The following is a 20,079-nucleotide window of genomic DNA, read 5'->3' on the forward strand; positions in this document are numbered from 1 at the left end:
CCGTAGGCCTGCCCCGCCACCCTGTTACCAAGTGGGCTGACGGGATCCCACCCCCAAAGGTCCTCGCTGACACTCGGGCCGTCCTCCCTGAGGTGCGCCCCTTGGGAATGCTGTCCTCATTTCAGGCGCCTCCGGCGCACCCCCGGCGTCATCAAGTCCACCCGTTGACTGGCTAGTGCTGTGACCGGAAACGATCACCGGGTTGGCGTGGAGGACGCTCCTGCCAGTTGGATGGTGCTGATCACCTTCGATCGGCGCTCGGGAGGCCCGGTGACACAACCCGTCAAGGTCCGCAGGCTCACAGACCAAGAAGGCCAGAAGCTGCAGCGCATCGTGCGGCGAGGCACGATGAGCACGGTGCGCTATCGGCGGGCGATGATCCTGCTGGCCTCGGCCGGTGGCAATACCGTGCCGGTCATCGCGCGCCTGGTGCAGGCCGATGAGGACACCGTGCGCGATGTGATTCATCGCTTCAACGAGATCGGGCTGGCCTGCCTGGACCCTCAGTGGGCGGGAGGCCGTCCCCGCCTGCTGAGCCCTGACGACGAAGACTTCGTCGCGGCGACGGCCACCACCCGACCTGCCAAGCTCGGCCAGCCCTTCACCCGCTGGTCCATCCGCAAACTCCTCGACTACCTGCGCCGCCTGCCCGGCCGCGCCATCACGATCGGCCGGGAAGCGTTACGCACCCTGCTGGCCCGCCGCCAGATCACCTTCCAACGCACCAAGACCTGGAAACAATCACCCGATCCGGACTTCGACGCCAAGCTCGACCAGATCGAATACGCCCTGACCCAGCGGCCCGAGCGCACCTTCGCCTTTGACGAGTTCGGCCCGCTCGGCATCCGCCCCACCGCTGGGACGGGCTGGGCACCGCAAGGCGAACCGGACCGGCTGCCGGCCACTTACCACCGCACTCACGGCGTCACCTACTTTCACGGCTGCTACTCCGTCGGCGACGACCTGCTGTGGGGCGTCAACCACCGGCGCAAGGGCAGCAACCACACCTGGGCCGCCCTGAAATCCATCCGCGCCGCCCGCCCAGACGGCGCACCGATTTACGTCATCCTGGACAACCTGTCAGCACACAAGAACCGGCGCATCCGCGCCTGGGCCACAAAACACAAGGTCATGCTGCTGTTCACGCCGACCTACGCCTCCTGGGCCAACCCGATCGAGGCGCACTTCGGACCTCTGCGCCAATTCACCCTGGCCAACTCCAACCATCCCAACCACACCGTCCAGACCCGCGCCCTGCACGCCTACCTGCGCTGGCGCAATACCCACGCCCGCCACCCCGACGTGCTGGCCGCACAACGCCGCGAACGCGCCCGCGTCCGAAGCGAGAAAGGCATCCGCTGGGGCGGCCGCCCCCTGGCCCCGGCAGCCTGAACTCTTACTCAACCCGGTGATCGTTTCCGGTCACAGCACTAGGTGGTGGGCGCCTGATGCCACCCGCCACCGAAGAGGTCTTCGGCTCATTCGTTCAGCCGTGTGTCATCGAAGGCGTGGTGGATCAGACGCCTTCAGTCCAGTACTTTTGCAGCCTCGCAACGGCGTCCTCCTTGCTCATCACCACGACCTCGGCCTCAGCCAGACCCACTCGAGAGATCAGCATATGAACAAGATCGGCGGGCAATGCGTGTGACGGCAGCTTGGGTGTACCGCGATCGGGCAAGGCACCGTCCTTGACGCACGCCCAGAACGTTGCCTCGTCCACCTGTAGCTGATCACGCAGTATGTGACCCCATATGCTCTGGCCGTAGGTGCTTCGATCGACCGGATGGGAGATCCGCGTTCTCAGGATCCGGCCATCGGGAAGGTTCAGCTCGTAGATGACATGGTGGGTCCCCGTTCGCCCGCGGGCGTTCCGCACCGGACGCCAGCCCTCGACCTGACAGAACCGATCGTGGTCCTCGCGTGTGGGCTGGGGCCAGGTCATCGGGCCTTCCCCACCAGCCATTCGCGTAGCTGATCGTCATCACTGAGGCTGATCAACTGCACCAGCCCCCAGTTCTCGCGGTGGTTGGGGGCATCGAGCAGGTGGTCTTGCCAGTCTTCCGCGTATTCGCGGAGCGCATCAACCATTTCCATGACGGCCTCATCGAAGGTGCGGCCGTCGGCTGCGATCGGCAGCCCAGGAATGAAGATTGACCAACCGTCGGCCTCGGGAACCGCCTGGGCGCGAGATGGAGTGACCGCAGCGAGATAGTGGCGCAGTCTATCGACGTCCACGAGGGCAGTCGTAGAGGACTCTCGACGCACCGTGGCCACACGGCCGCGTTCAGCCGCGTCCAAGAGTGCTTTGAGATGCGCACGAGCCTCTGTGTAGCTGTCAAAATGAACGGCGGTCATGCTGGCACCTCCACTGGAGCGTGCCTTCAGGATGCCTCTCCCGCTTAAGTACGTCAAGTACGTCACGTACTGATGGCGGCCGATGACGGCCGGATCCCAGCTCGCCGACAGTGACGCAATCCGCCGAATCGTCGCCCAGCCGCCCGATTCGGCCTTGAAGTTGGTGGCGAGGGAGTCCTCAGAGCCGGATCCGGATGACGACCTTCCCCAGCGCCTTGCCGGAGGCGTAGTAGCGATAGGCGTCGGGCGCCTCGTCGAAGGGGAACACGCGGTCGATGACGGGACGGATCCGGTTGACCTCGATGGCACGGTTCATCGCGAAGAACTCCGCGCGGCTGCCGACGGCGACGGCGCGTACGGTGGCGCCGGAGGCGAACAACACCCGAGAATCGATGGGCGGCGCGACATCGGAGACGAAGCCCACGCAGGCGACGTGACCCGCGATCGTCACCGCCTTGAGTGACTGTTCCAGCAGGCCGGCGACGTCGACGACGCGATCGGCGCCCCGGCCGCCGGTCAGCTCCATCACCTCGGCGGCCCAGTCCGGTGTGGCCCGGTAGTCGATGACATCGTCGGCTCCCAGGTCGGCCAGGCGTTTCGCTTTCGCCGGGCTGCTCGTGGTGGCGATCACCCGCGCGCCGAGCGCCTTGGCGAACTGGAGCGCGAACAGCGAAACCCCACCCGAGCCCTGCGTCACCAGGGTCTGGCCTGGTCGCAGGCCGGTGCCGTCGCCGGTGAGCGCGTTCCATGCGGTGACCGCGGCGCAGGGAAGCGTCGCGGCTTCCTCGTACGACAAATGATCGGGGATCGGCACGAGCCCGCTCTCCTCGAGGACCGCGAGCTCGGTGAGCATGCCGTCCAGTGAGCCGCCGCGCTGCGGCAGGTGCTGAACGCCGAACCGGCCGTCCTGCCAGCTCGGGAAGAGCGTCGCGGCCACCCGATCACCGGCACGGAACCCGCCAACGCCAGGCCCGACGGCGACCACCTCGCCCGCCCCGTCCGACACCGGCACGACGTCGGGCTTCACCGGCAAGACGTAGTAGCCGCGCAGGACCATCAGCTCGCGATAGCTCAGTGAAGTGGCGCGCACGGCCACCACGACCTGGCCGGCGCCCGGAACGGGGTCTTCGTGATGCCTGATCGTCAGACCGTCGATCCCCTCGCCGCTGTTGACGTGATAGCTACGCAAGGGATCCCTCACTGGCCTGTTCGGCGGCCAGGGGGACCTCGCCTGCGGTCTTGCTGTAGCCGAGGGCTTCGACGATCAGGCCGTCGCGTACGCGCATGAGGTTCACGCCCCGCACCGAGTCGGCGGGACCGTCGCCGAAGCGGTAGCGCCAGCGGATCGTCGCGCGATCGCCGGCGACCACCACCTCCTCGGGCTCGAACTGGGTGCTGCGGTCCTCGGCGAGCGCCTGCCAGAACGTCAGGCAGGCCTCGCGACCTTCGTAACGGGCGCCTTCAGGGCCGGTTGGATCGCCTCCATCACGCAGTCGTCACCGATCAGGTCGGTGAGCGCGTCAGGGACGTGGTCGACGAAGGCCCGGTTGAAGTGGTCGATGACATCGGCCGTGGTACGGAGGCGCGTCACGCCCGGCCCGCGAGAACGCCTCCTGGAGGCCGCCCAGAAGCTGACCTACAGCCACGGCGTGGGCATCGGCGTCGACACCCTCCTCAAAACCGCGAACGTAGCCAGGCGCTCCTTGTACGAGCACTTCGGCGGCAAGGACGGACTGATCGCCGAGGTGCTCAGGCGCAGCACAGCCGAGGACGAAGCGCGCTATCAGGAGATCATGCGGGCCGCAGGCGAGAACCCGCGCGACCGCCTCCTCGCCATCTTCGACAGGCTCGCCGAGGTCATCGCCGGGCCGGATTTCCGCGGCTGCCGCTACCTGGCCGCCGATCTGGCCCTGGCCGATCCCGACCACCCAGGGCATGCCATCACCCGGGACTACCGGCGACGTGTGCACCGGCTTCTCGAGCAGGAACTCGTCAAGCTAGGGCACCGACGGCCCGCACACGCGGCCGACCAGCTCCTGCTGCTCATCGACGGTACGCTCGCCGCCGGAGCCACCCGGCCCGGCACGAACCCCGCGGCCTCCGCTCGTGAACTCGCCGAGCACATCCTCAAGGCCGAATCGTGACCGGGTGAACCACCTCATCGGGCCACTGGATCTGATAGCTCCACCTGATTCGATGGTTTGCGACACCAGCGAACGAGCAGAGCACCTCCAAGCAGGACTATGTAGCTCAGCCCGATAATGGCGCCTACCACGACCCCGTGCTTCTCGGTCCCCCACATCGCCGCGTATACCGCCATGACAGCGAAGAGAACGATTTTCACCCTTCACCTGCTGAGCCGTTGCCACATACCGATCGTTCCGCCCAGGACGGCCGGCTCACCCTTCAGCCCCTGCCGCAAGGGGCGCCTCCACCAGGAGCCGTTCACCGACTGTCCGGTAGCCCACGGCCCGATTGACCGCCACCATCGCCAGGTTCTGCCGGTTGACGGTGGTGGTGACGGCGCGGACCCCGGAGAAGGCCGCGCGCAGCCGCAGGGTCTGCTCGGCTTTGATCCAACGGGCCAGGCCGCGCCCCCGGTGCTGAGGAAGCACCGCGGTGTCGTGTTGTCGCGCCGCCGAGCCATCACCCGCCGGGACGATGGTCACCGTGGCGGCGACGACCTGACCGGTCGCTCGGTGCACGGCCGCGCACACCATCAGCTTCTCGCCGCCCGCGGTCATCTGCGCCTCCCAGGCACGCACCGCTGCCCTGTCCCAGGCCCGAGGCGCCATTTGCCATGCGGCACCGGGCGCGTCCGAGACATGACCCATCACGTCCCCGAACGAGGCGGCCTGCGGTTCGGGAGCCGAGCCGCGCCAGTGCGCCAAGGTGTAGGCGGCGGGATCCGGACACGCCGCCAGCTCACCGCAGCGGCGCAGCACCCGCTCATCGATCCGCTGCTCCTGAAGGTGCAAGCGCAGTAGCTCTCGTACGCCGCCCCGGCCGAAGACGAAAGCCTCCCCGGGCCCTCCGCCCGGCACGATGCCCTGGATCCGATCCATCCCAGCAAGGCGAGCGTCCTCGGCGATCCGCGCCAGCAGCGCCGAGGCTACGCCCTTGCGACGGTCCGCCCGCGGCACGAACAGACGCAGAAAGCCGATCCGCGGATCGTGCGGCTGCGGCCGCAGTTCGGCCACGCCCATGATCGATCCACGGTCGCCACCACGAGCGGCCCAGCGCAGCACGGAGGAGCCCTCCTCGGCGAGAAGTCGCTCCGCCAGCGCCGCCGCCAGGATCCGATCCCCGGACACCTCGCCCTGTCCCTCGCCGAACACCGTGCACCAGGCGAGGAGATCGCCCTCGGCCGCGCGCCGAGGCGCAAATGGTTCCAGAGACATATCAGCCACCGCAGCACTGTGACACGCGATGCCTTCACCAGAAAGATGCTCACGGAAACGCCGCCGTCTGCGCGGCTCGACCTATGGTTCAAATGATGAGTGATCATGTGCGGATGTTGTGTCTGCGGCATGCGGAGTCGGAGAACGTCATCTCCCGGGCGGCCGGCGCGCTCCCCCTCGCCGCCTTGACGCCAGAGGGACGTCTGCAGGCCGCTGAGGCGGCGCAGCGACTGGTTTCCGAGGGAGTGGCCCGGATATATGCCAGTACGGCGGTTCGGGCCCAGCAAACCGCTGAGATCATCGCGCGACGGCTCAGCGTCGACGTAGCGGTCCTGCCCGGCCTGGTGGAAGTGGGTATCGGCCGCTGGGAAGGCACCACCGATCCAGCGATTCGAGCACGCACGGCAGACGTTCTCCGTGCGTGGATCGTGGAGGGGCGGCTGAGCGAGGCGGTGGGCGACGGCGAGGGCGGGCACGCCGTCACCTCGCGGATCGTCGCCGCCCTCACCTCGATCGCCGCCGAACATGGCGGCGAGACGGTCGCCGTGGTCGGCCATGTGGCGAGCCTCACCACCGGCCTCAGCGCGCTGTGCGGGTTGGGTGAGCAGGTGTGGGGGGCACCGCTCCCGCACGCGGTCCCCTTTGCCGTTGAGTACGACGGTCACTCGTGGCACTGCTCGTCATGGCCGTGTTGAACGCGGCCCACCCCCGAACGTTCAGAGGTGGGCCGAAGGTGCCGCCGTACCTAGCCGGCCAGGCGGAGCACGCCCCAGTGGCTGGTGTCCAGGTAGCTGCGGCCCGTGGCGTCGTTCCACGTCACCGCGCCGGTGCGGGCCGTGCCCGTCGCGTCGTTCACCTGGACGTCGAAGCCCAGCAACGTCCCTTCCGCCAACGTGATCGTGGGCAGTTTGATGGCCGCTTCCACCACGTACCCGCCGGGCACCGCCTTGGCCGCCGCCGACACGTTGTCCTTGACGCCGGCCGCGTCGAAGGTGCCGCCGACCGTGACCCGGCCGGTGAAGCTGATCCGGTATTGGCCGTCGTCGTCCGTGTAGCCCTTCGTCTTGCCGTTGCCGGGATCGACGAAGATCTCGATGGAGTCCTGATCCCAGGGGTTCGGGGACTCCTCGCTCAGGGTCGGGTCCGTCACGTGGGCCAGCACGTACAGGACCGACCCGTGCCACAGCGACCTGACCTTGGCGGTGGCGCCAGAGGTCCCCTGGATCCAGGTGGCGGTACGGATCTCGGGTGCGCCCCACCAGGCCGGCTCCGCCACGCCGTCCAGCACGGGCGGCTTCGCACGGTGCGGGGCTGAGGACAGCTTGACGGCGGGGGCGGTGGTCACCTTGCCGGTCCAGGAGGTCGTGGTGCTTCCGTCCTGTACGGTCACGTCCACGTCGGTGCCCTTCTTAACCAGCGCCTCCACGCGGTACCCGGTCGCGGTCCGCCGCGCGGCCGCCTTGGGGCCCCCAGCACGGGTGACGGTGTAGGTGGTGCCGTCCACGGTGAACGTCACCTTGTCCTGCGCGGTGAGGGTCGGGTCGGAGACCTCGGCCAGCACGTACATGCCGTCAGCGGCCGACCGCGCCTGGAAGCCGGCCGACACGTCGCCCACCCGCGCGAGGGACGCGTCGGGCAGCAGGTCCCATTGCAGGTCCCGCCTGCCGTCCACCTTCACCGTCCCCGCCGGCGCCTCCAGCTTGCGCACGAGCGGCGGCAGCTTGGACGGGTCCACGACGGCCCAGTACGCGGGCTTGGCCTGCAGGTCGTGGTCGAAGAGCAGGGGCGCGTTGAGCCGCGGGATCGGCCAGGTGTTCAGCCAGCTGACGTCGTCGGACTCGCCCCACACGGTGACCGAGTCGAGCTTGCCGGCCTGCCGCCGGAAGACGTCGAACAGCGCCTTGTACCGGTGGCCCTGCTCGGCAAGCAGCTCCGGCGAGATCGACGGGTAGGAGGAGACGAAATCGGTGTAGATGCTCACGTCCAGCTCGGTGACCTGCTGGTCGACGCCGAGCGTGGCGAAGCGCTCGATGGTGTCCTCGACGTACGAGGCGGGCGGTTGCTCGATGTTGAGGTGCAGCTGGTGGCCGACGCCGTCGATCGGCACGCCCTCGTCCTTGAGCTTCTTGACCAGCGCGTACAGGGCTTCGCGCTTGCGCGGGAACTCGGTGTTGTAGTCGTTGATGTACAGCTTGGCGTCCGGGTCGGCCTCGTGGGCGACGCGGAAGGCGGTGCGGATGAAGTCGAGGCCGGCGATCTCGTACCACTTGGACCGGCGCAGCCCGTCCGGCTGGTTCTCGTCGATGACCTCGTTGACCACGTCCCAGACCGCGATCTTGTCCTTGTAGCGGGTCACGAGCGTGCGGACGTGGTTCTCCAGCCGCCGCAGCAGGGTCTCCTTGTCTATTTCCTTCGCGTCCGCGCTCTCGAACACCCACGCCGGGGTCTGGCTGTGCCAGACGAGCGTGTGCCCGCGGACCGTCATGTCGTGCTCGACGCCGAAGTCCACCAGGTGGTCGCCGTCGGCGAAGGCGAACTCGCCCTCCCGTGGCTCGGTGGCGTCCCACTTCAGCTCGTTGCCGGGGGTGATGCCGTTGAAGTGCCTGGCCAGCAGCTCGCCGTGCACGCCGAGCGTGTCGGGCCTGGTGAGCGCCGACCCCATGATGAACGGAACCTTGTCCTTGAGCGCGGGGATGTCGGTCTGGATGGGCTTCGGCGCGATGTAGGTCATCGCGAAGTCGTCCAGGTAGAAGGGGAAGGTGCCGCTGTCGGACTCGATGTACACGCCGAGGAAGTCCACGTCGTACGCGAGCGTGTACGTGCCGGCGAGCTGCACCCACTCCCCCGCGGGCACGTCCTTGGGCGGCACGATCCGCTCGTAGCTGGGCGTGCCGCCGGTGCGCCGCTCGATCGACAGGCCGAGCCGGCCCGCCGCGGTGTCGGGGCCGAGCCGCACCCACACCGACAGGGCGTACTTGTCGCCCTTGCCCATCCGGCCCAGCACGTTCATGGTGGGCCCGTCCCAGTTGGCCGACCGGCCGGTGACCGCGAGGCTGCGGGCGCCGCCGTGGGCGGCGGCCGTGCTGGACTCCAGGGTGGCGGCGGCGCGCGGTGACCAGTCCTGCGCGGTGCCGTCCTCGAAGTCGGTGCTGATCGGCTCGCGCGTGGGGTCGCCCTGAGGGCTGAAGACGATGTCGTCGAGGTAGTACTGAGCAGTGGCGTCGGAGCTCTCGGCGTAGAGCTGGAGGTCGGTGGAGTCGGCGGTGAAGAGGTACGTGCCCGCGAGCCGCACCCACTCCCCGTCGGTCACGGTGGCCGCCGCGACGCGCTCGTAGGTGGTCTCGCCGCCGGCAGGCGTGCGCTGCACGGTCAGCGCGATCGTGCCGGCCGGCTGCCCGGTGACCAGCCGGGCGTACGCGGTCACCCGGTAGGTGACGCCCTTGACGAACGGCGCGGCGATCGAGGCCCCGTGCCAGGTGGCGGTCCGCCCCGTGGTGAGCAGGCTGCTGGACCCCGCATGTGCCGCGTCAGCGGTGACCGCGACGGAGACACCGTCGCCGCGCGGGCCCCAGCCCTGCGTGGTGCCGTCTTCGAAGTCGTACGTGAGATCGGCCGCGTGCGCGGGAAGCGCCGGCACGAGGCATAAGAGGGCGGCGGCCACCAGGGCTCGGAGGGTGCGCACAATGCTCCTGCGGGGGTGAGCTGAAAGTTTCAAAGAAATTCCGATAAATGTCAGGCGGACTGTAGGTGCGGCGCGCCGACGCGGTCAAGGCATGGGAGGCATCAGAAGCTGGCTGCAACCGCTTGTTGCAGCAAAAGTGCAGTTTTACTGCATCCATTGACGTGCCAGCGGCATTACGTCAACGTTTCATGCAACCGATTGCCGCACTCTGCGAGGTTGCGCATGCGACTTCTGTTACTTGTCCCTTTGATCATGGCGACCATGGCGGCGCCCGCGGCGGCCCAGACGCGCGCCACCATCGTGGTCGCGGCCGACGGGACCGGCGACCACACGACCGTACAGGCTGCCGTCGACGCCGTGCCGTCCGGCAACGCCCGGCCGGTCACCATCCTGGTCCGTAAGGGGACCTACAAGCAGCAGGTGGTCATCCCCGCCGACAAGCCGCACATCTCGCTGGTCGGCGACACGCGTGACCCGCGCGAGGTGGTGCTCACGTTCGGCGTCTCCGCCGCCACCCCCAAGCCCGACGGCTCCGGCACGTACGGCACCTCGGGCAGCGCCTCGTACGTGATCAGCGCCCCCGACTTCACGGCCCGCAACCTCACTTTCGAGAACTCCTACGACGAGGCCGCCGGCGGCCCCAGCCAGGCCGTGGCAGTGCGGACGACAGGCGACCGGCAGGTGTACGAGAACGTCAGGTTCATCGGCAACCAGGACACCCTCTACGCCAACACCCCGTCCGCCACCACGACCGCCCGGCAGTATTTCCGCGACTGTCACGTCGAGGGCGACGTCGACTTCATCTTCGGCCGCGCCACCGCCGTCTTCGACAACTGCGTCATCAAGGCGCTCAACCGCGGCAGCGCGGACAACAACGGCTACGTCACCGCGGCCAGCACGGAGCTGAGCAACCCGTACGGCTTCCTGATCTACCGCAGCCACCTGACCAGCAACGCCCCGGCCCGCACGTACCACCTGGGCCGCCCGTGGCCGGCCGGCGGGTCCGCGACGGCCCGTGGGCAGGTCCTGGTGCGGGAGTCGTGGCTGGGGCAGCAGGTCAAGGACGCCCCCTGGACCGACATGTCCGGGCTGAACTGGCGGGACGCCCGGCTGTCCGAATACCGCAACCACGGCCCCGGCGCGACGGTCACCGACGACCGGCCGCAGCTCACCCAGGAGCAGGCCGCCGCGTTCACGCCGGAGCGCTACCTGGCGGGCACGGACGGCTGGAACCCCGTACGCCGCCACCACCCGAGCCCCGGATACGGCCTCGGCCGGGAGGTCCTCCCCCGCCATGACGGCTGGGCGGCGGCCACCACCGGCACCACGGGCGGCTCGGCGGCCCGCCCGGAAAACGTGCACGTCGTCTCCACCAGGGCACAGCTGCGGGCGGCACTCGGCCACCCGGCCGACAACACACCCAAGATCATCTATGTGAAGGGCGCGATCGACGCCGACACCGACGACTCCGGCGCCCCGCTCACCTGCGCGGACTACGCGGTGAACGGCTACAGCCTGCCCGCCTACCTGGCCGCGTACGACCCGGCCGTGTGGGGCAGGACCAGCGTCCCGTCAGGGCCGCTCGAGGACGCGCGCCGGGCGTCGTACAACAAGATGGCCGAGCACGTCACGGTCACGATCGGCTCCAACGTCACCCTGGTCGGAACGGGCCGGGACGCCGCGCTGAAGAGCTTCGGCCTGCGGATCAGCAACGCCGACAACGTCATCGTCCGCAACCTGACCATCACCGACACGTCGGACTGCTTCCCGCAGTGGGACCCGACCGACGGCGCGGACGGCAACTGGAACGCCTCGTTCGACAACGTCGAGGTGTCCGGCTCCACCCACGTCTGGCTGGACCACAACACGCTCAACGACGGCGACGACCCGGACTCCGGCCAGCCGCTCTACTTCGGCCGGCCGTACCAGGTCCACGATGGGTTGCTGGACGTGGTGCGCGGCGCCGACCTCGTGACGATGTCCTGGAACCACCTCAGCGGCCACGACAAGGTGACGCTGATCGGCAACACCGACAACCCGACCCGGTACGCCGAGGCGGACAAGCTGAAGGTCACGCTGCACCACAACTTCTTCGAGGGCCTCGGGCAGCGCACGCCCCGGGTGCGCTTCGGCCAGGTGCACGTCTACAACAACTACTACACGGGCAGTGCCACGCACGGGTACAACATCGGCGTGGGCGTCGGCTCGAAGGTCTATGCCGAGAGCAACGCCTTCGACGGCATCGCGGCGGCGAAGGTCCTGTCGGTGTTCGGCGGCACCGCCATCACCGCCAAGGACAACCTGGTGGACGGCGCCCCGGCCGACCTGGTGGCCGCCTACAACGCGGCCAACGGCACGGCGCTCGGCACGGACGCGGGCTGGACCCCGACGCTGGTCACCCGCGTCCACCCGGCCAAGGCCCTGAAGGCCTTCGTCCCGGCGGGCGCGGGCGCGGGCCGCCTGCGTTGAGCCGCACCTGATCGGAGGGCGGCCCCCCTGCGGGCCGCCCTCATCGTGGGAGTATCACGGCCACCCTCAGCGCCCCCACCTGGCCTTTTCTCATCTAGCCTCGAAGGCATGGAGACGGAGAACCTGCTCGGGCAGTTCCTGCGGGCCCGCCGCGAGCTGCTCCAGCCCGAAGACCTCGGCATGCCGGCCGTGGCCCGCCGCCGGGTGTCGGGCCTGCGCCGCGAGGAGGTCGCCCAGCTCGCCGGCGTGAGCACCGACTACTACGTACGCCTGGAGCAGGGCCGCGAACGCCACCCGTCGGCCCAGGTGGTCGACGCGCTGGCCAGGGCGCTGGAGCTGGAGGAGGACGCCGCCGCGCACCTGCACCGGCTGGCCCATCCCTCCTCCGGCAGGCGACGCCCCGCCGCCCGCCGCGAGCACGTCAGCGTCAACCTGCTGCGCATGATGGCGGCCTGGCCGCACACCCCGGCAGTGGTCCTGGGCCGCCGCCTGACCGTGCTGGCCGCGAACACGCTCGGCGAGGCGCTGTTCGCCGGCCATGAGTACAGCGGTGACCTGGTGCGGCTGGTCTTCCTGGATCCGGACGCGCGTACCTTCTACCCCGACTGGGACCGGGTCGCGGTCAACACCGTCGCCGGGCTCCGTTCGTCGATCGGCACCGACTACGACGACCCCGAGCTCATCGAGGTGGTCGGCGAACTGTCGATCAAGAGCCAGGACTTCCGCGAGTTGTGGGCCCGCCATGACATCCGTCAGAAGACCCACGAGACCAAACGTTTCCGCCATCCTCTGGTGGGCGAGCTGACGCTGCACTACGAGTCGCTGACCGTGAACAGCGCGGCGGGGCAGCAGCTCGTCGTCTACCAGGCCGATCCGGGCAGCCCGTCGGAGGAGGCCCTGTCCCTGCTGGGCAGCCTTACCGCCTGACCCGTCCCCTCCCTGCGCGCCGGCCGCTCTGACACCCGCCGACGCGTCATCCCGCCATGCCCGCAGAACCATGCCCGCGGGCCATCCGCAAGACCCGGAGTGAACACCATGTCCAAGAAGATTGTCCTGATCACCGGCGCGAGCAGCGGCATCGGCGAGGCCACCGCGCTGCGGCTGGCCGCCGAGGGCCACCACGTGGTGCTCGGCGCCCGCCGCGAGGACCGGCTCGCCGCGACCGCGAAGGCGATCGAGGCCGCCGGTGGCACGGCCGACGTCCGCGGCCTCGATGTGACCGACCGCCAGGACGTCGCCGCGTTCGTCGACACGGCGGCCGGCCGGCACGGCCGGATCGACGTGATCGTCAACAACGCCGGCGTCATGCCGCTGTCGCGCCTGGACTCCCTGCTGGTCGAGGAGTGGGACCGGATGATCGACGTGAACGTCCGCGGCCTGTTGTACGGGGTCGCGGCCGCCCTGCCGCACTTCCAGCGCCAGGGCGGCGGTCACTTCGTCACCGTGGCCTCGATCGGCGCCCACCAGGTGGTCCCGACGGGCGCGGTCTACTGCGCCACCAAGTACGCCGCCTGGGCCATCACCGAGGGCCTGCGCCAGGAGCTCGACCCGAGCATCCGGGTCACCACCGTCTCCCCCGGCGTCGTCGAGTCCGAGCTCGCCACCACCATCACCGACTCCGGCGCCCAGGAGGCTATGCGCGCCTACCGGGCGGCGGCCATCCCGGCCGACGCCATCGCCGAGGGCATCTCCTATGCGATCGGCCAGCCCGAGGAGGTGGACGTCAACGAGCTCGTCATCAGGCCGGCCAGGCAGCGCTGACCGGCCGATCCCCGAGGAGGGCAATCGACGGTAGAGATTCCCGCCGATTGCCCGATTCTCCCGCACTCCGTCACGGAAAGTGAAAGAGTGACTACACCGAGCCGGAAGGGCGGGGGGTGGCCCTTCCGGCTCGATGGTTCACGTTCCGTAGGCCTTGACCTCCAGAAGTCCCACGGAGTTGCTGCCGTTGCCGGTGAGCAGCACCCGCAGGCGGGTGGTGCTCGTGGCGGTGAAGGTCACGTTGTTGTAGGCGTTCTTGGTCAGCGTGTACGCCGAAGCGCCCGGCACGTCCACGTACGCGCTGCCGTTCCAGTACTGCAACTTCCACGACGCCGGCATGTCGATGCCCTGGTCGTCGTCGAAGAAGTACACCTCGGCCCGGTTGAGCGGCTGGGCCGAGGACCAGGTCAGGTCCACCCACTGCTGCCCGGTCTCCGGCCAGCAGCACCAGCGCGGGTTCACGGTGTCGTTCGACGACGGCGGATCGATCCCGTCGTTGACGGCCGCGACGCTCTCCCAGGAGGAGGTGTACGACGCCGACGGCGTGGCCGTCAGTGCCCGGTTGGGGTTGGGTTCCGGCTGGACCCCACCCCGGTTGTGGACCTTGATCTCGGTGAGCCCGGTCCTGGCGCCGGAGGCCGCCGTGGCCAGCACCCGGACCCGCTGCGCGGTGACCGCGGCGAACTGGGCCACGTTGTAGTTGGCCCGCGGCGTGGCCGGGGACTTCACCTGGTCGGGCACGTTCACCCAGGCGCTGCCGTTGTAGTACTGGATGTTGTAGGACGCCGGGGCCCGGTAGGTGGCGCTGGCCGGGCGGCTGTCCTTGAAGTAGAGCCGGACCTCGTTGAACGTGCGTGCCGTGCCGAAGTTCAGCTCGTACCAGTCCTGGCCGGCGGTGGTGCCGCCCCAGAACGGCTCGTTGATCGGGAACCCGTCCTTCGCCCCCGCCGTGGAGCTGCCCGAGGCGGTGGTGGAGGCGGTGGGCGTGGCGTCGGCGGCGAGGTTCGTCAGGCTGGCGGTCAGGTCGACGCCGGCCTTGGCGAGCAGGTCGACCATGCGGGCGCCGCTGTGGCTGACCTGCGCGGGCGACTGGAGGCCGGGGACGGCCACGTTGTGGGTGACCGTGCCGGTGGTGGTGACGGCGCCGGTGGCCGGGTCCCAGGTGAACGGCACCAGCGACGACACCGTGGCCGCCCGGTTGCCGTTGATGTAGATCGAGTAGCCCTGGGGCACGCCGGGGTAGCGGACCACGCCGTCGGCCGGGTCGTCCCAGACGATGGTCAGGTCCGCGTTGCGGTAGCGCAGGTTGTTGACGGTGAAGTGGGTCCAGCCGATGTTGATCGGCGAGAGCTCGACCTTGGCGTCGTTACGCGGCCGCAGCCCGGCGACGTCCTCGATCACGGTCCAGTTGCTGCTGCCCAGGATGTTGTGGTGGATCCAGGAGCGGTAGGTGATCGAGGAGCCGTTCCAGTCGGCCCAGAACTCGTTGGCGTCCGGCCACTGGGTGTTGCCGTTGACGTATTGCGCCCAGGCGTTCCAGTAGAGCAGCTTCTTGTACCAGGTCGTGTCGATCCACTCGTTGGAGTAGTTCCGCAACACCGAGGAGAGCAGGCGGAACTGCACGGTGGAGTTGATCGTGGAGAAGTTGTTGCTGCCGGTGCCCGAGGCCGCCTTGTCGGCCTGGTTGGCGGTGTAGAAGGGGAAGATCGGATACTGCGCGGGATCGTCGAAGAGGCGCAGGGCCTGCTTGTAGGTGGCGGTGTTGGGGATCGCACCGACGGCGAACGGGTAGTAGTTGTTGATCTCCTTCCACGGCACCCATTCGTTGGTGGACTTCAGCCGGTGCTCGAAGAGCTGCCTGCTCGGGTTCCACAACACGTTGACGATGGCGTTCTGGATCTGGGTGGCCAGCGTGCGCATCTCGGTGGCCTTGGCGGTGTTGCCGATCGCCTCGTACGCCTGCGCCGCGGCCAGCGCGCCGCTGTACTGGTAGGCGGCCTCGGCGCGGTCCATGCGCCCCGGCTTCCAGTGGAAGGACACGGCGTCGGCGTCGTTGCCGGTCAGGGCGCCCCAGTCGTACTCGATGAGCTTGTTGTTGTCGGTGTCGTAGAACGACAGCTGGCCCTTGACGTCCTGCTCGGCGTAGCGTGCCAGGTTGGCCGCGATGGCGGGCTGGCCGCCGTGGATCTGGTAGCTCTTCCAGGCGGCTTCGCCGATGTACTGGGTGTAGCTGTTGGACCAGTTCTCCGGGTCGCCGGGGTTGTCCAGGAAACGGCCGTTCTTGGAGGTCTGGCCGACACTCAGCCAGTCGCCGTAGGCGTAGATCGGGTTGCGCAGGTATTTGAGGTCGTCGATGTGCATGGGCTGGGTCAGCGCGATCGCGTTGTTGTAGCCCAGCACGCCCTCCATCGACGTGGGGAACTGGAAGGTCTGGCCGGGGATGTCCGCGTCGAGGTGGTTGTAGCGCATCAGCCACCAGCGGTAGTAGATGTTCTTCTTGATCCCGGGCTCGGGCACGTCGATGTAGGGCACGTTCTCGGCCCACCACCGGTTGTACGCGCGCACGTGGGTGGCGAACGCCGTGGCGGGCGTGTAGCCGGCGTAGGCGTCGTATTCGGTGCGGGAGGCCGCGATCTCGTTGGTGACGAAGCCCATGACGACCTTGACCGTCACGGTGGCGCCGGCGGCGACGGTGACGGACCTGTTGAGCCCGCCGCTGGAGACCGTGAACCCGTCCCCGGTGAGCCTGGGGAAGAGCGTCGTGAGGTTGTTGTAGGCGTTGACCTGGCCGGTCAGCTCACTGCCGCTACCGGACGTGGCGTACGGCGAGGTCGCCCTGACCTGCAGCGTCGTCGAGCCGGAGCCGCCGTTCGTGATGGCCAGGTTGGCCACGGCCACGTTGTTCTCGGTGATGAACTTGGTCTGGTCGATCGTGATCGAGCCGCTGGTGTGGCGGCTCTTCCAGTGGCTGGGCGCCTGCCAGCGGGAGCTCACCTGCTCGGTGAAGGTGCCGGGGGTGACGGCGAGGGTGAAGGCGTTGTTGTTGCTGATGCTCTCCCAGTACGCCGCCTGCCCGGCGAAGCCGAGCGTGCCGGGCGTGTGAGTCTTCATGAACAGTGCCCGCCCGCGCGTCATGAGCCAGGTGCCGGCCGGGTCGTTGCCGGGGCGGGCCAGCAGCCGGTCCATCCAGAAGTCGGTGCCGGAGCTCTCGGCGTCGTAGATGGCCTGCATCATGTTGCCGGTCGTGTAGGAGCCGGGCGGAGCGGGCACCGCCGGGCCGCCGAACGTCGGGTAGCCGATGGTCTGGTCGGCCGCCGCCGGCGGGCCGGCGACGGTCAGCCCGACCACCAGGAGCACGGCTAACAGTGCACGTCTCATGAGAAGGCCCTCCATTCGAGGACGCCGGTGGAGTAACCGGACCGGGAGGTGATGTTCAGCCGTAGCCGGGTCGTGCTGACCGGGGTGAACGTCGTGGTGTTGAAGGTGTTGGCCGCCACGCCGCAGCCCGACGCGCCGGGCACGTTGACGTAGGCGCTGCCGTTCCAGTACTGCACCTGGCACGAGGCCGGGAGGTCGATGCCGAGGTTGTCGTCGAACCAGTACACCTCGGATCTGGAGATCGTCTGCGCGGTGGGCCATTGGTACTCGATCCACTCGGTGCCCTGGTGGTTCCAGTTGCCGTAGGCGCCGTGGCTGTGGTCGGCGGAGTTGGCCGGGGTGAAGCCGTCGTTGATCGCCCCGAGCGTCTCCCACGGGGAGACGTACGAGGTGGAGGGGGTGGCGCCGGCCGCCAGGTTGCCCGGAGTGGTGGGGCCGCTGGTCTGGACGACCTTCTGCATGGTGCCGTCGGCGTTGAAGTAGAGCTTGTCGATCGTCACCGAGCGGCGGAAGTTGCCCCCGCCCGGGGCGCCGGCGTTGTGGTAGACCATGTACCACTGGCCCTTGTACTCGATGATCGCCGGGTGGTTGGTGGTCGAGCTGACCTGGTCGAGCACGACGCCGCGATGGGTCCACGGGCCCAGCGGGTTGCTGGCGGTGGCGTAGCGGATGCAGGCGTAGTTGGGCTGCGAGCAGCCGGAGTCGTTGGCCGCGTAGGCGAGGTAGTAGACGCCGTTGCGCTTGAACATCCAGGGGGCCTCCCAGAAGTTCGACACGCCGCTCGGGGTGATCACCGAGCCGTTGATCGACGTCATGTTGGCGTTGAGCCGGGCGGCGCGCAGGCCGTAGTAGGAGCCCCAGTACATGTAGACCTGGCCGTCGTCGTCCCTGAAGACGGTCGGGTCGATGTTGAGCGGGGAGGAGTTGGGGGTGCTGTCGCTGATCAGCGGGCCGCCGATGGCGTCTCTGAACGGGCCGGTCGGGGTGTCGCCGACGGCCACGCCGATGTTCATCCAGCCGGGGCCGTTGCCGTTGATCGAGACGTACCAGTAGTACTTGCCGTCGGCGCCGCGTTCGACCTCGGCCGCCCAGGCGTCGGCGCCCGCCCACGGGAAGCTGGAGATGGACAGCTTCGCGCCCTGATCGGTGAAGTTCGTGGCGTCGGTGGAGCTGAAGACGTGCCAGTCGCGCATGACGAAGTTCGTGCCGCCGGTCGGGGCCTCGTCGTGGCCGGTGTAGACGTACAGGGTGTCGCCGACGACCAGTGCGGCCGGATCGGCCGTGTAGATCGCGGTGGTGATCGGTGCGCCGGCGAGCGCGGGATGGGGGATGCCGAGGATGACCAGGAGTGCCGCGGCGAGGGCGGCCGCCCATCGTCGTGTCATGAGAGTGCCCCTTAGTGTGTTAACGCTAACATCACTGATCCGAAACGACGTAGTGAACCTGAAAGGTTTTCGGGAACGTAAAACGACCGAGCGGGGACTGTCAATCGGCCACTGCAACTGCATGCAAGCCTGATGACCTGGGACTTCTCTGGCTCGCGGCCGCTGATCAGCTAGCGAGCGCTTGATTACGGTTTCATATCACCGAAAAGGATTTCGGCGGCTGGCTCCACTCAGCAAGGGCGCAGGGCGATGCCGGCCGCGCGCGCCATGGCGTCGCGTACCTGCTCAGACGTGTCACCCCGGCGCAGTCCGGCGAGCCCGGCGGCGCCGACTGCGCCGATGACCGCGCCGACCAGCGCCGCCGCCGCGGTCTCGTCCAGCTCCTGCGGGTACGCCTCCCGTAGCGCCTCGGTCAGCTCGGCGTGCGCGGCGAGCAGACGCTGCAACAGCCGGGCCTGGACCGCCGGCGACGAGGTCACCAGGCCGGCCCGCAACGCCGCCAGCCCGCTGGGGAGGTCAGTGCTCCAGACGTTGGCGATCATCGCCGCCACCGCCTGCGCCAGGACCTCGGCGGCCGCCTCGCCGGGCCGCCGCCGTGCGATGGCGCGCAACCCGAGGTCCACCCGCACCTCGGCGTTGGCCAGCAGCACGTCCTCCTTCGTGGGGAAGTGCAGGAAGAAGGTCCGCGTGGACACGTCGGCCGCCTCGGCGATCTCCGCCACCGTGGTCCGCTCGTAGCCCCGCTCCTCGAACAGCCGCACGGCCGCGGCGATGAGCGCCTGGCGGGTGGCCAGCTTCTTGCGTTCGCGACGTCCCAGTTCCTCAGCCATAGCGCACCGATGCTACAGCAAGCGCATTACTACACTTCAGATACTGATTCATTGGATGAACCAGGTGAACTCATCAAAGCTTCATCCTTCACAAATGAGTCATCAGGACACGCCTTCTACCGTTTGGTTCCGCAACAACGGATCAGCGGAGAGGCAGACAGTGGGACACGATCACGAAGGTCAGCGGGTCAGCCGGCGGCGGCTGTTCGCCGGTGTCAGCTCGCTCGGGCTGGGCACCCTGCTCGCCGCCTGTGGCAGCGGCAACGGCACGAGCGCGACGGCCGTCACGACCTCCACGGGGGCGACCGTCACGCCGGAGGCCACCACGGTCACGGACCTCACCTCACTCTTCGCGGACGCCGGCACCTGCAAGCTGACCGCCACCACCACCCAGGGCCCCTACTACTTCGACGCGGACAAGATCCGCAGCGACATCCGCGAGGACAAGCAGGGTGTGCTGCTGCGGGTCGCCATCAAGGTGCGGGACAGCGAGACCTGCAAGCCGCTGCCGAACGCGGTGGTGGAGATCTGGCACTGCGACGCGGCCGGCCTGTACTCCGGCGCCGAGGCGCAGTCCACCGAGGGCGGCGGCAACCAGCCGAGCGGCGCGCCCACCGGAGCCCCGCCGAGCGGCGCCCCGGGCGGGGGCGGGGGGTGTACTGCAACCGGCCGTCACCTGCCTCGATCTCGGAGTGGTGCCGCTCGTCCAGCCGGACCGCCAGGCCACCGCGCCCCCGCGTGGGGTCGATCAGGGTGCGAGCGCGCCACTTCAGGTGTTGCGCGCGGCGGCCGAGGAAGGTCACGTCGGGGTCGTCCAG

At 68.8% G+C, this 20,079-nt stretch carries 16 protein-coding genes and 1 pseudogene; 7 read left to right on the plus strand and 10 right to left on the minus strand.

Translation table 11 applies throughout. The annotated features are described in order from the left end of the window. The first annotated feature begins 231 nt into the window (after positions 1 to 231). Entirely contained in the window at positions 232 to 1,392 is a 1,161-nt protein-coding gene (locus ETD86_RS39995) for an IS630 family transposase (protein WP_138671843.1), read from the plus strand. A 124-nt stretch (positions 1,393 to 1,516) separates the two neighbouring features. Here ETD86_RS39995 and ETD86_RS58645 read toward each other — a convergent pair whose 3' ends face one another. The 5 genes from ETD86_RS58645 to ETD86_RS57475 all read right to left on the minus strand — a co-directional run bounded on the left by ETD86_RS58645 (position 1,517) and on the right by ETD86_RS57475 (position 3,946). After that, complete coding sequence (locus tag ETD86_RS58645) at positions 1,517 to 1,942, minus strand: cytotoxic translational repressor of toxin-antitoxin stability system (RefSeq protein WP_138671844.1); 426 nt, start codon at positions 1,940 to 1,942, stop codon at positions 1,517 to 1,519. Continuing rightward, complete coding sequence (locus tag ETD86_RS40005; RefSeq protein ID WP_138671845.1) at positions 1,939 to 2,355, minus strand: prevent-host-death protein; 417 nt, start codon at positions 2,353 to 2,355, stop codon at positions 1,939 to 1,941. The genes ETD86_RS58645 and ETD86_RS40005 overlap by 4 nt, the downstream gene beginning before the upstream one ends. Positions 2,356 to 2,533: 178 nt before the next feature. After that, entirely contained in the window at positions 2,534 to 3,544 is a 1,011-nt protein-coding gene (locus ETD86_RS40010; protein WP_138671846.1) for a zinc-dependent alcohol dehydrogenase family protein, read from the minus strand. After that, positions 3,537 to 3,848 carry a nuclear transport factor 2 family protein gene (locus ETD86_RS40015; RefSeq protein WP_211370620.1) on the minus strand — a complete coding sequence of 104 codons (312 nt, stop codon included), beginning with the start codon at positions 3,846 to 3,848 and terminating at the stop codon, positions 3,537 to 3,539. Before ETD86_RS40015 ends, ETD86_RS40010 begins: the two co-directional genes overlap by 8 nt. Further along, positions 3,782 to 3,946 carry a hypothetical protein gene (locus ETD86_RS57475; RefSeq protein WP_211370621.1) on the minus strand — a complete coding sequence of 55 codons (165 nt, stop codon included), beginning with the start codon at positions 3,944 to 3,946 and terminating at the stop codon, positions 3,782 to 3,784. The genes ETD86_RS40015 and ETD86_RS57475 overlap by 67 nt, the downstream gene beginning before the upstream one ends. Between ETD86_RS57475 and ETD86_RS40020 the strand changes: the two genes are divergently transcribed. Beyond that, positions 3,915 to 4,499 carry a TetR/AcrR family transcriptional regulator gene (locus tag ETD86_RS40020; RefSeq protein ID WP_138671847.1) on the plus strand — a complete coding sequence of 195 codons (585 nt, stop codon included), beginning with the start codon at positions 3,915 to 3,917 and terminating at the stop codon, positions 4,497 to 4,499. The genes ETD86_RS57475 and ETD86_RS40020 overlap by 32 nt on opposite strands. A 255-nt stretch (positions 4,500 to 4,754) precedes the next feature. Here ETD86_RS40020 and ETD86_RS40025 read toward each other — a convergent pair whose 3' ends face one another. Beyond that, positions 4,755 to 5,756 carry a GNAT family N-acetyltransferase gene (locus tag ETD86_RS40025; protein WP_138671848.1) on the minus strand — a complete coding sequence of 334 codons (1,002 nt, stop codon included), beginning with the start codon at positions 5,754 to 5,756 and terminating at the stop codon, positions 4,755 to 4,757. A gap of 113 nt (positions 5,757 to 5,869) precedes the next feature. On the opposite strand from ETD86_RS40025, the gene ETD86_RS40030 reads away from it, so the two are divergent. Beyond that, positions 5,870 to 6,451 (plus strand): histidine phosphatase family protein, encoded by a 582-nt coding sequence (locus tag ETD86_RS40030; protein WP_138671856.1) that lies wholly within the window; start codon positions 5,870 to 5,872, stop codon positions 6,449 to 6,451. 50 nt (positions 6,452 to 6,501) lie between these two features. Here ETD86_RS40030 and ETD86_RS40035 read toward each other — a convergent pair whose 3' ends face one another. Further along, on the minus strand, positions 6,502 to 9,438 hold the full coding sequence (locus tag ETD86_RS40035) for an endo-1,4-beta-xylanase (RefSeq protein WP_138671849.1): 2,937 nt from the start codon (positions 9,436 to 9,438) through the stop codon (positions 6,502 to 6,504). 261 nt (positions 9,439 to 9,699) lie between these two features. Here ETD86_RS40035 and ETD86_RS40040 point away from each other — a divergent pair, with 261 nt between their 5' ends. The 3 genes from ETD86_RS40040 (at position 9,700) to ETD86_RS40050 (ending at position 13,668) form a co-directional block, all read left to right on the plus strand. After that, on the plus strand, positions 9,700 to 11,907 hold the full coding sequence (locus tag ETD86_RS40040; RefSeq protein WP_246148983.1) for a pectinesterase family protein: 2,208 nt from the start codon (positions 9,700 to 9,702) through the stop codon (positions 11,905 to 11,907). Between the two features lie 108 nt (positions 11,908 to 12,015). Beyond that, positions 12,016 to 12,834 (plus strand): helix-turn-helix transcriptional regulator, encoded by an 819-nt coding sequence (locus ETD86_RS40045; protein WP_138671851.1) that lies wholly within the window; start codon positions 12,016 to 12,018, stop codon positions 12,832 to 12,834. Positions 12,835 to 12,942: 108 nt separating this feature from the next. After that, positions 12,943 to 13,668: an SDR family oxidoreductase gene (locus tag ETD86_RS40050; protein WP_138671852.1), complete on the plus strand. Its 726-nt coding sequence runs from the start codon at positions 12,943 to 12,945 to the stop codon at positions 13,666 to 13,668. Positions 13,669 to 13,806: 138 nt separating this feature from the next. Here the strand turns inward: ETD86_RS40050 and ETD86_RS40055 are convergent, their stop codons facing one another. From ETD86_RS40055 to ETD86_RS40065, 3 genes are all read right to left on the minus strand, one after another. Next, positions 13,807 to 17,046, minus strand: a complete 3,240-nt coding sequence (locus ETD86_RS40055; protein WP_138671853.1) for an MGH1-like glycoside hydrolase domain-containing protein — start codon at positions 17,044 to 17,046, stop codon at positions 13,807 to 13,809. Further along, a complete protein-coding gene (locus ETD86_RS40060; RefSeq protein WP_138671854.1) occupies positions 17,043 to 18,431 on the minus strand; it encodes a glycoside hydrolase family 43 protein in 1,389 nt (462 codons plus the stop codon). Before ETD86_RS40060 ends, ETD86_RS40055 begins: the two co-directional genes overlap by 4 nt. A 230-nt stretch (positions 18,432 to 18,661) precedes the next feature. Next, positions 18,662 to 19,261 (minus strand): TetR/AcrR family transcriptional regulator, encoded by a 600-nt coding sequence (locus ETD86_RS40065; protein WP_138671855.1) that lies wholly within the window; start codon positions 19,259 to 19,261, stop codon positions 18,662 to 18,664. 160 nt (positions 19,262 to 19,421) lie between these two features. On the opposite strand from ETD86_RS40065, the pseudogene ETD86_RS40070 reads away from it, so the two are divergent. Further along, positions 19,422 to 20,079, plus strand: a pseudogene (locus ETD86_RS40070) (hypothetical protein); the annotation flags it as partial.

This window comes from Nonomuraea turkmeniaca, assembly GCF_005889735.1.
In the GTDB taxonomy this organism is placed as follows: Bacteria; Actinomycetota; Actinomycetes; order Streptosporangiales; family Streptosporangiaceae; genus Nonomuraea; species Nonomuraea turkmeniaca.

Bases quoted from the DNA above. Each gene is read 5' to 3' on its own strand.
- ETD86_RS40040 (WP_246148983.1), top strand. From the start codon at position 9,700: ATGGCGGCGCCCGCGGCGGCCCAGACGCGCGCCACCATCGTGGTCGCG.
- ETD86_RS40045 (WP_138671851.1), top strand. From the start codon at position 12,016: ATGGAGACGGAGAACCTGCTCGGGCAGTTCCTGCGGGCCCGCCGCGAG.
- ETD86_RS40020 (WP_138671847.1), top strand. From the start codon at position 3,915: ATGACATCGGCCGTGGTACGGAGGCGCGTCACGCCCGGCCCGCGAGAA.
- ETD86_RS40030 (WP_138671856.1), top strand. From the start codon at position 5,870: ATGTTGTGTCTGCGGCATGCGGAGTCGGAGAACGTCATCTCCCGGGCG.
- ETD86_RS40050 (WP_138671852.1), top strand. From the start codon at position 12,943: ATGTCCAAGAAGATTGTCCTGATCACCGGCGCGAGCAGCGGCATCGGC.
- ETD86_RS40005 (WP_138671845.1), bottom strand. From the start codon at position 2,355: ATGACCGCCGTTCATTTTGACAGCTACACAGAGGCTCGTGCGCATCTC.
- ETD86_RS40055 (WP_138671853.1), bottom strand. From the start codon at position 17,046: ATGAGACGTGCACTGTTAGCCGTGCTCCTGGTGGTCGGGCTGACCGTC.
- ETD86_RS39995 (WP_138671843.1), top strand. From the start codon at position 232: ATGGTGCTGATCACCTTCGATCGGCGCTCGGGAGGCCCGGTGACACAA.
- ETD86_RS58645 (WP_138671844.1), bottom strand. From the start codon at position 1,942: ATGACCTGGCCCCAGCCCACACGCGAGGACCACGATCGGTTCTGTCAG.
- ETD86_RS40025 (WP_138671848.1), bottom strand. From the start codon at position 5,756: ATGTCTCTGGAACCATTTGCGCCTCGGCGCGCGGCCGAGGGCGATCTC.
- ETD86_RS40065 (WP_138671855.1), bottom strand. From the start codon at position 19,261: ATGGCTGAGGAACTGGGACGTCGCGAACGCAAGAAGCTGGCCACCCGC.
- ETD86_RS40060 (WP_138671854.1), bottom strand. From the start codon at position 18,431: ATGACACGACGATGGGCGGCCGCCCTCGCCGCGGCACTCCTGGTCATC.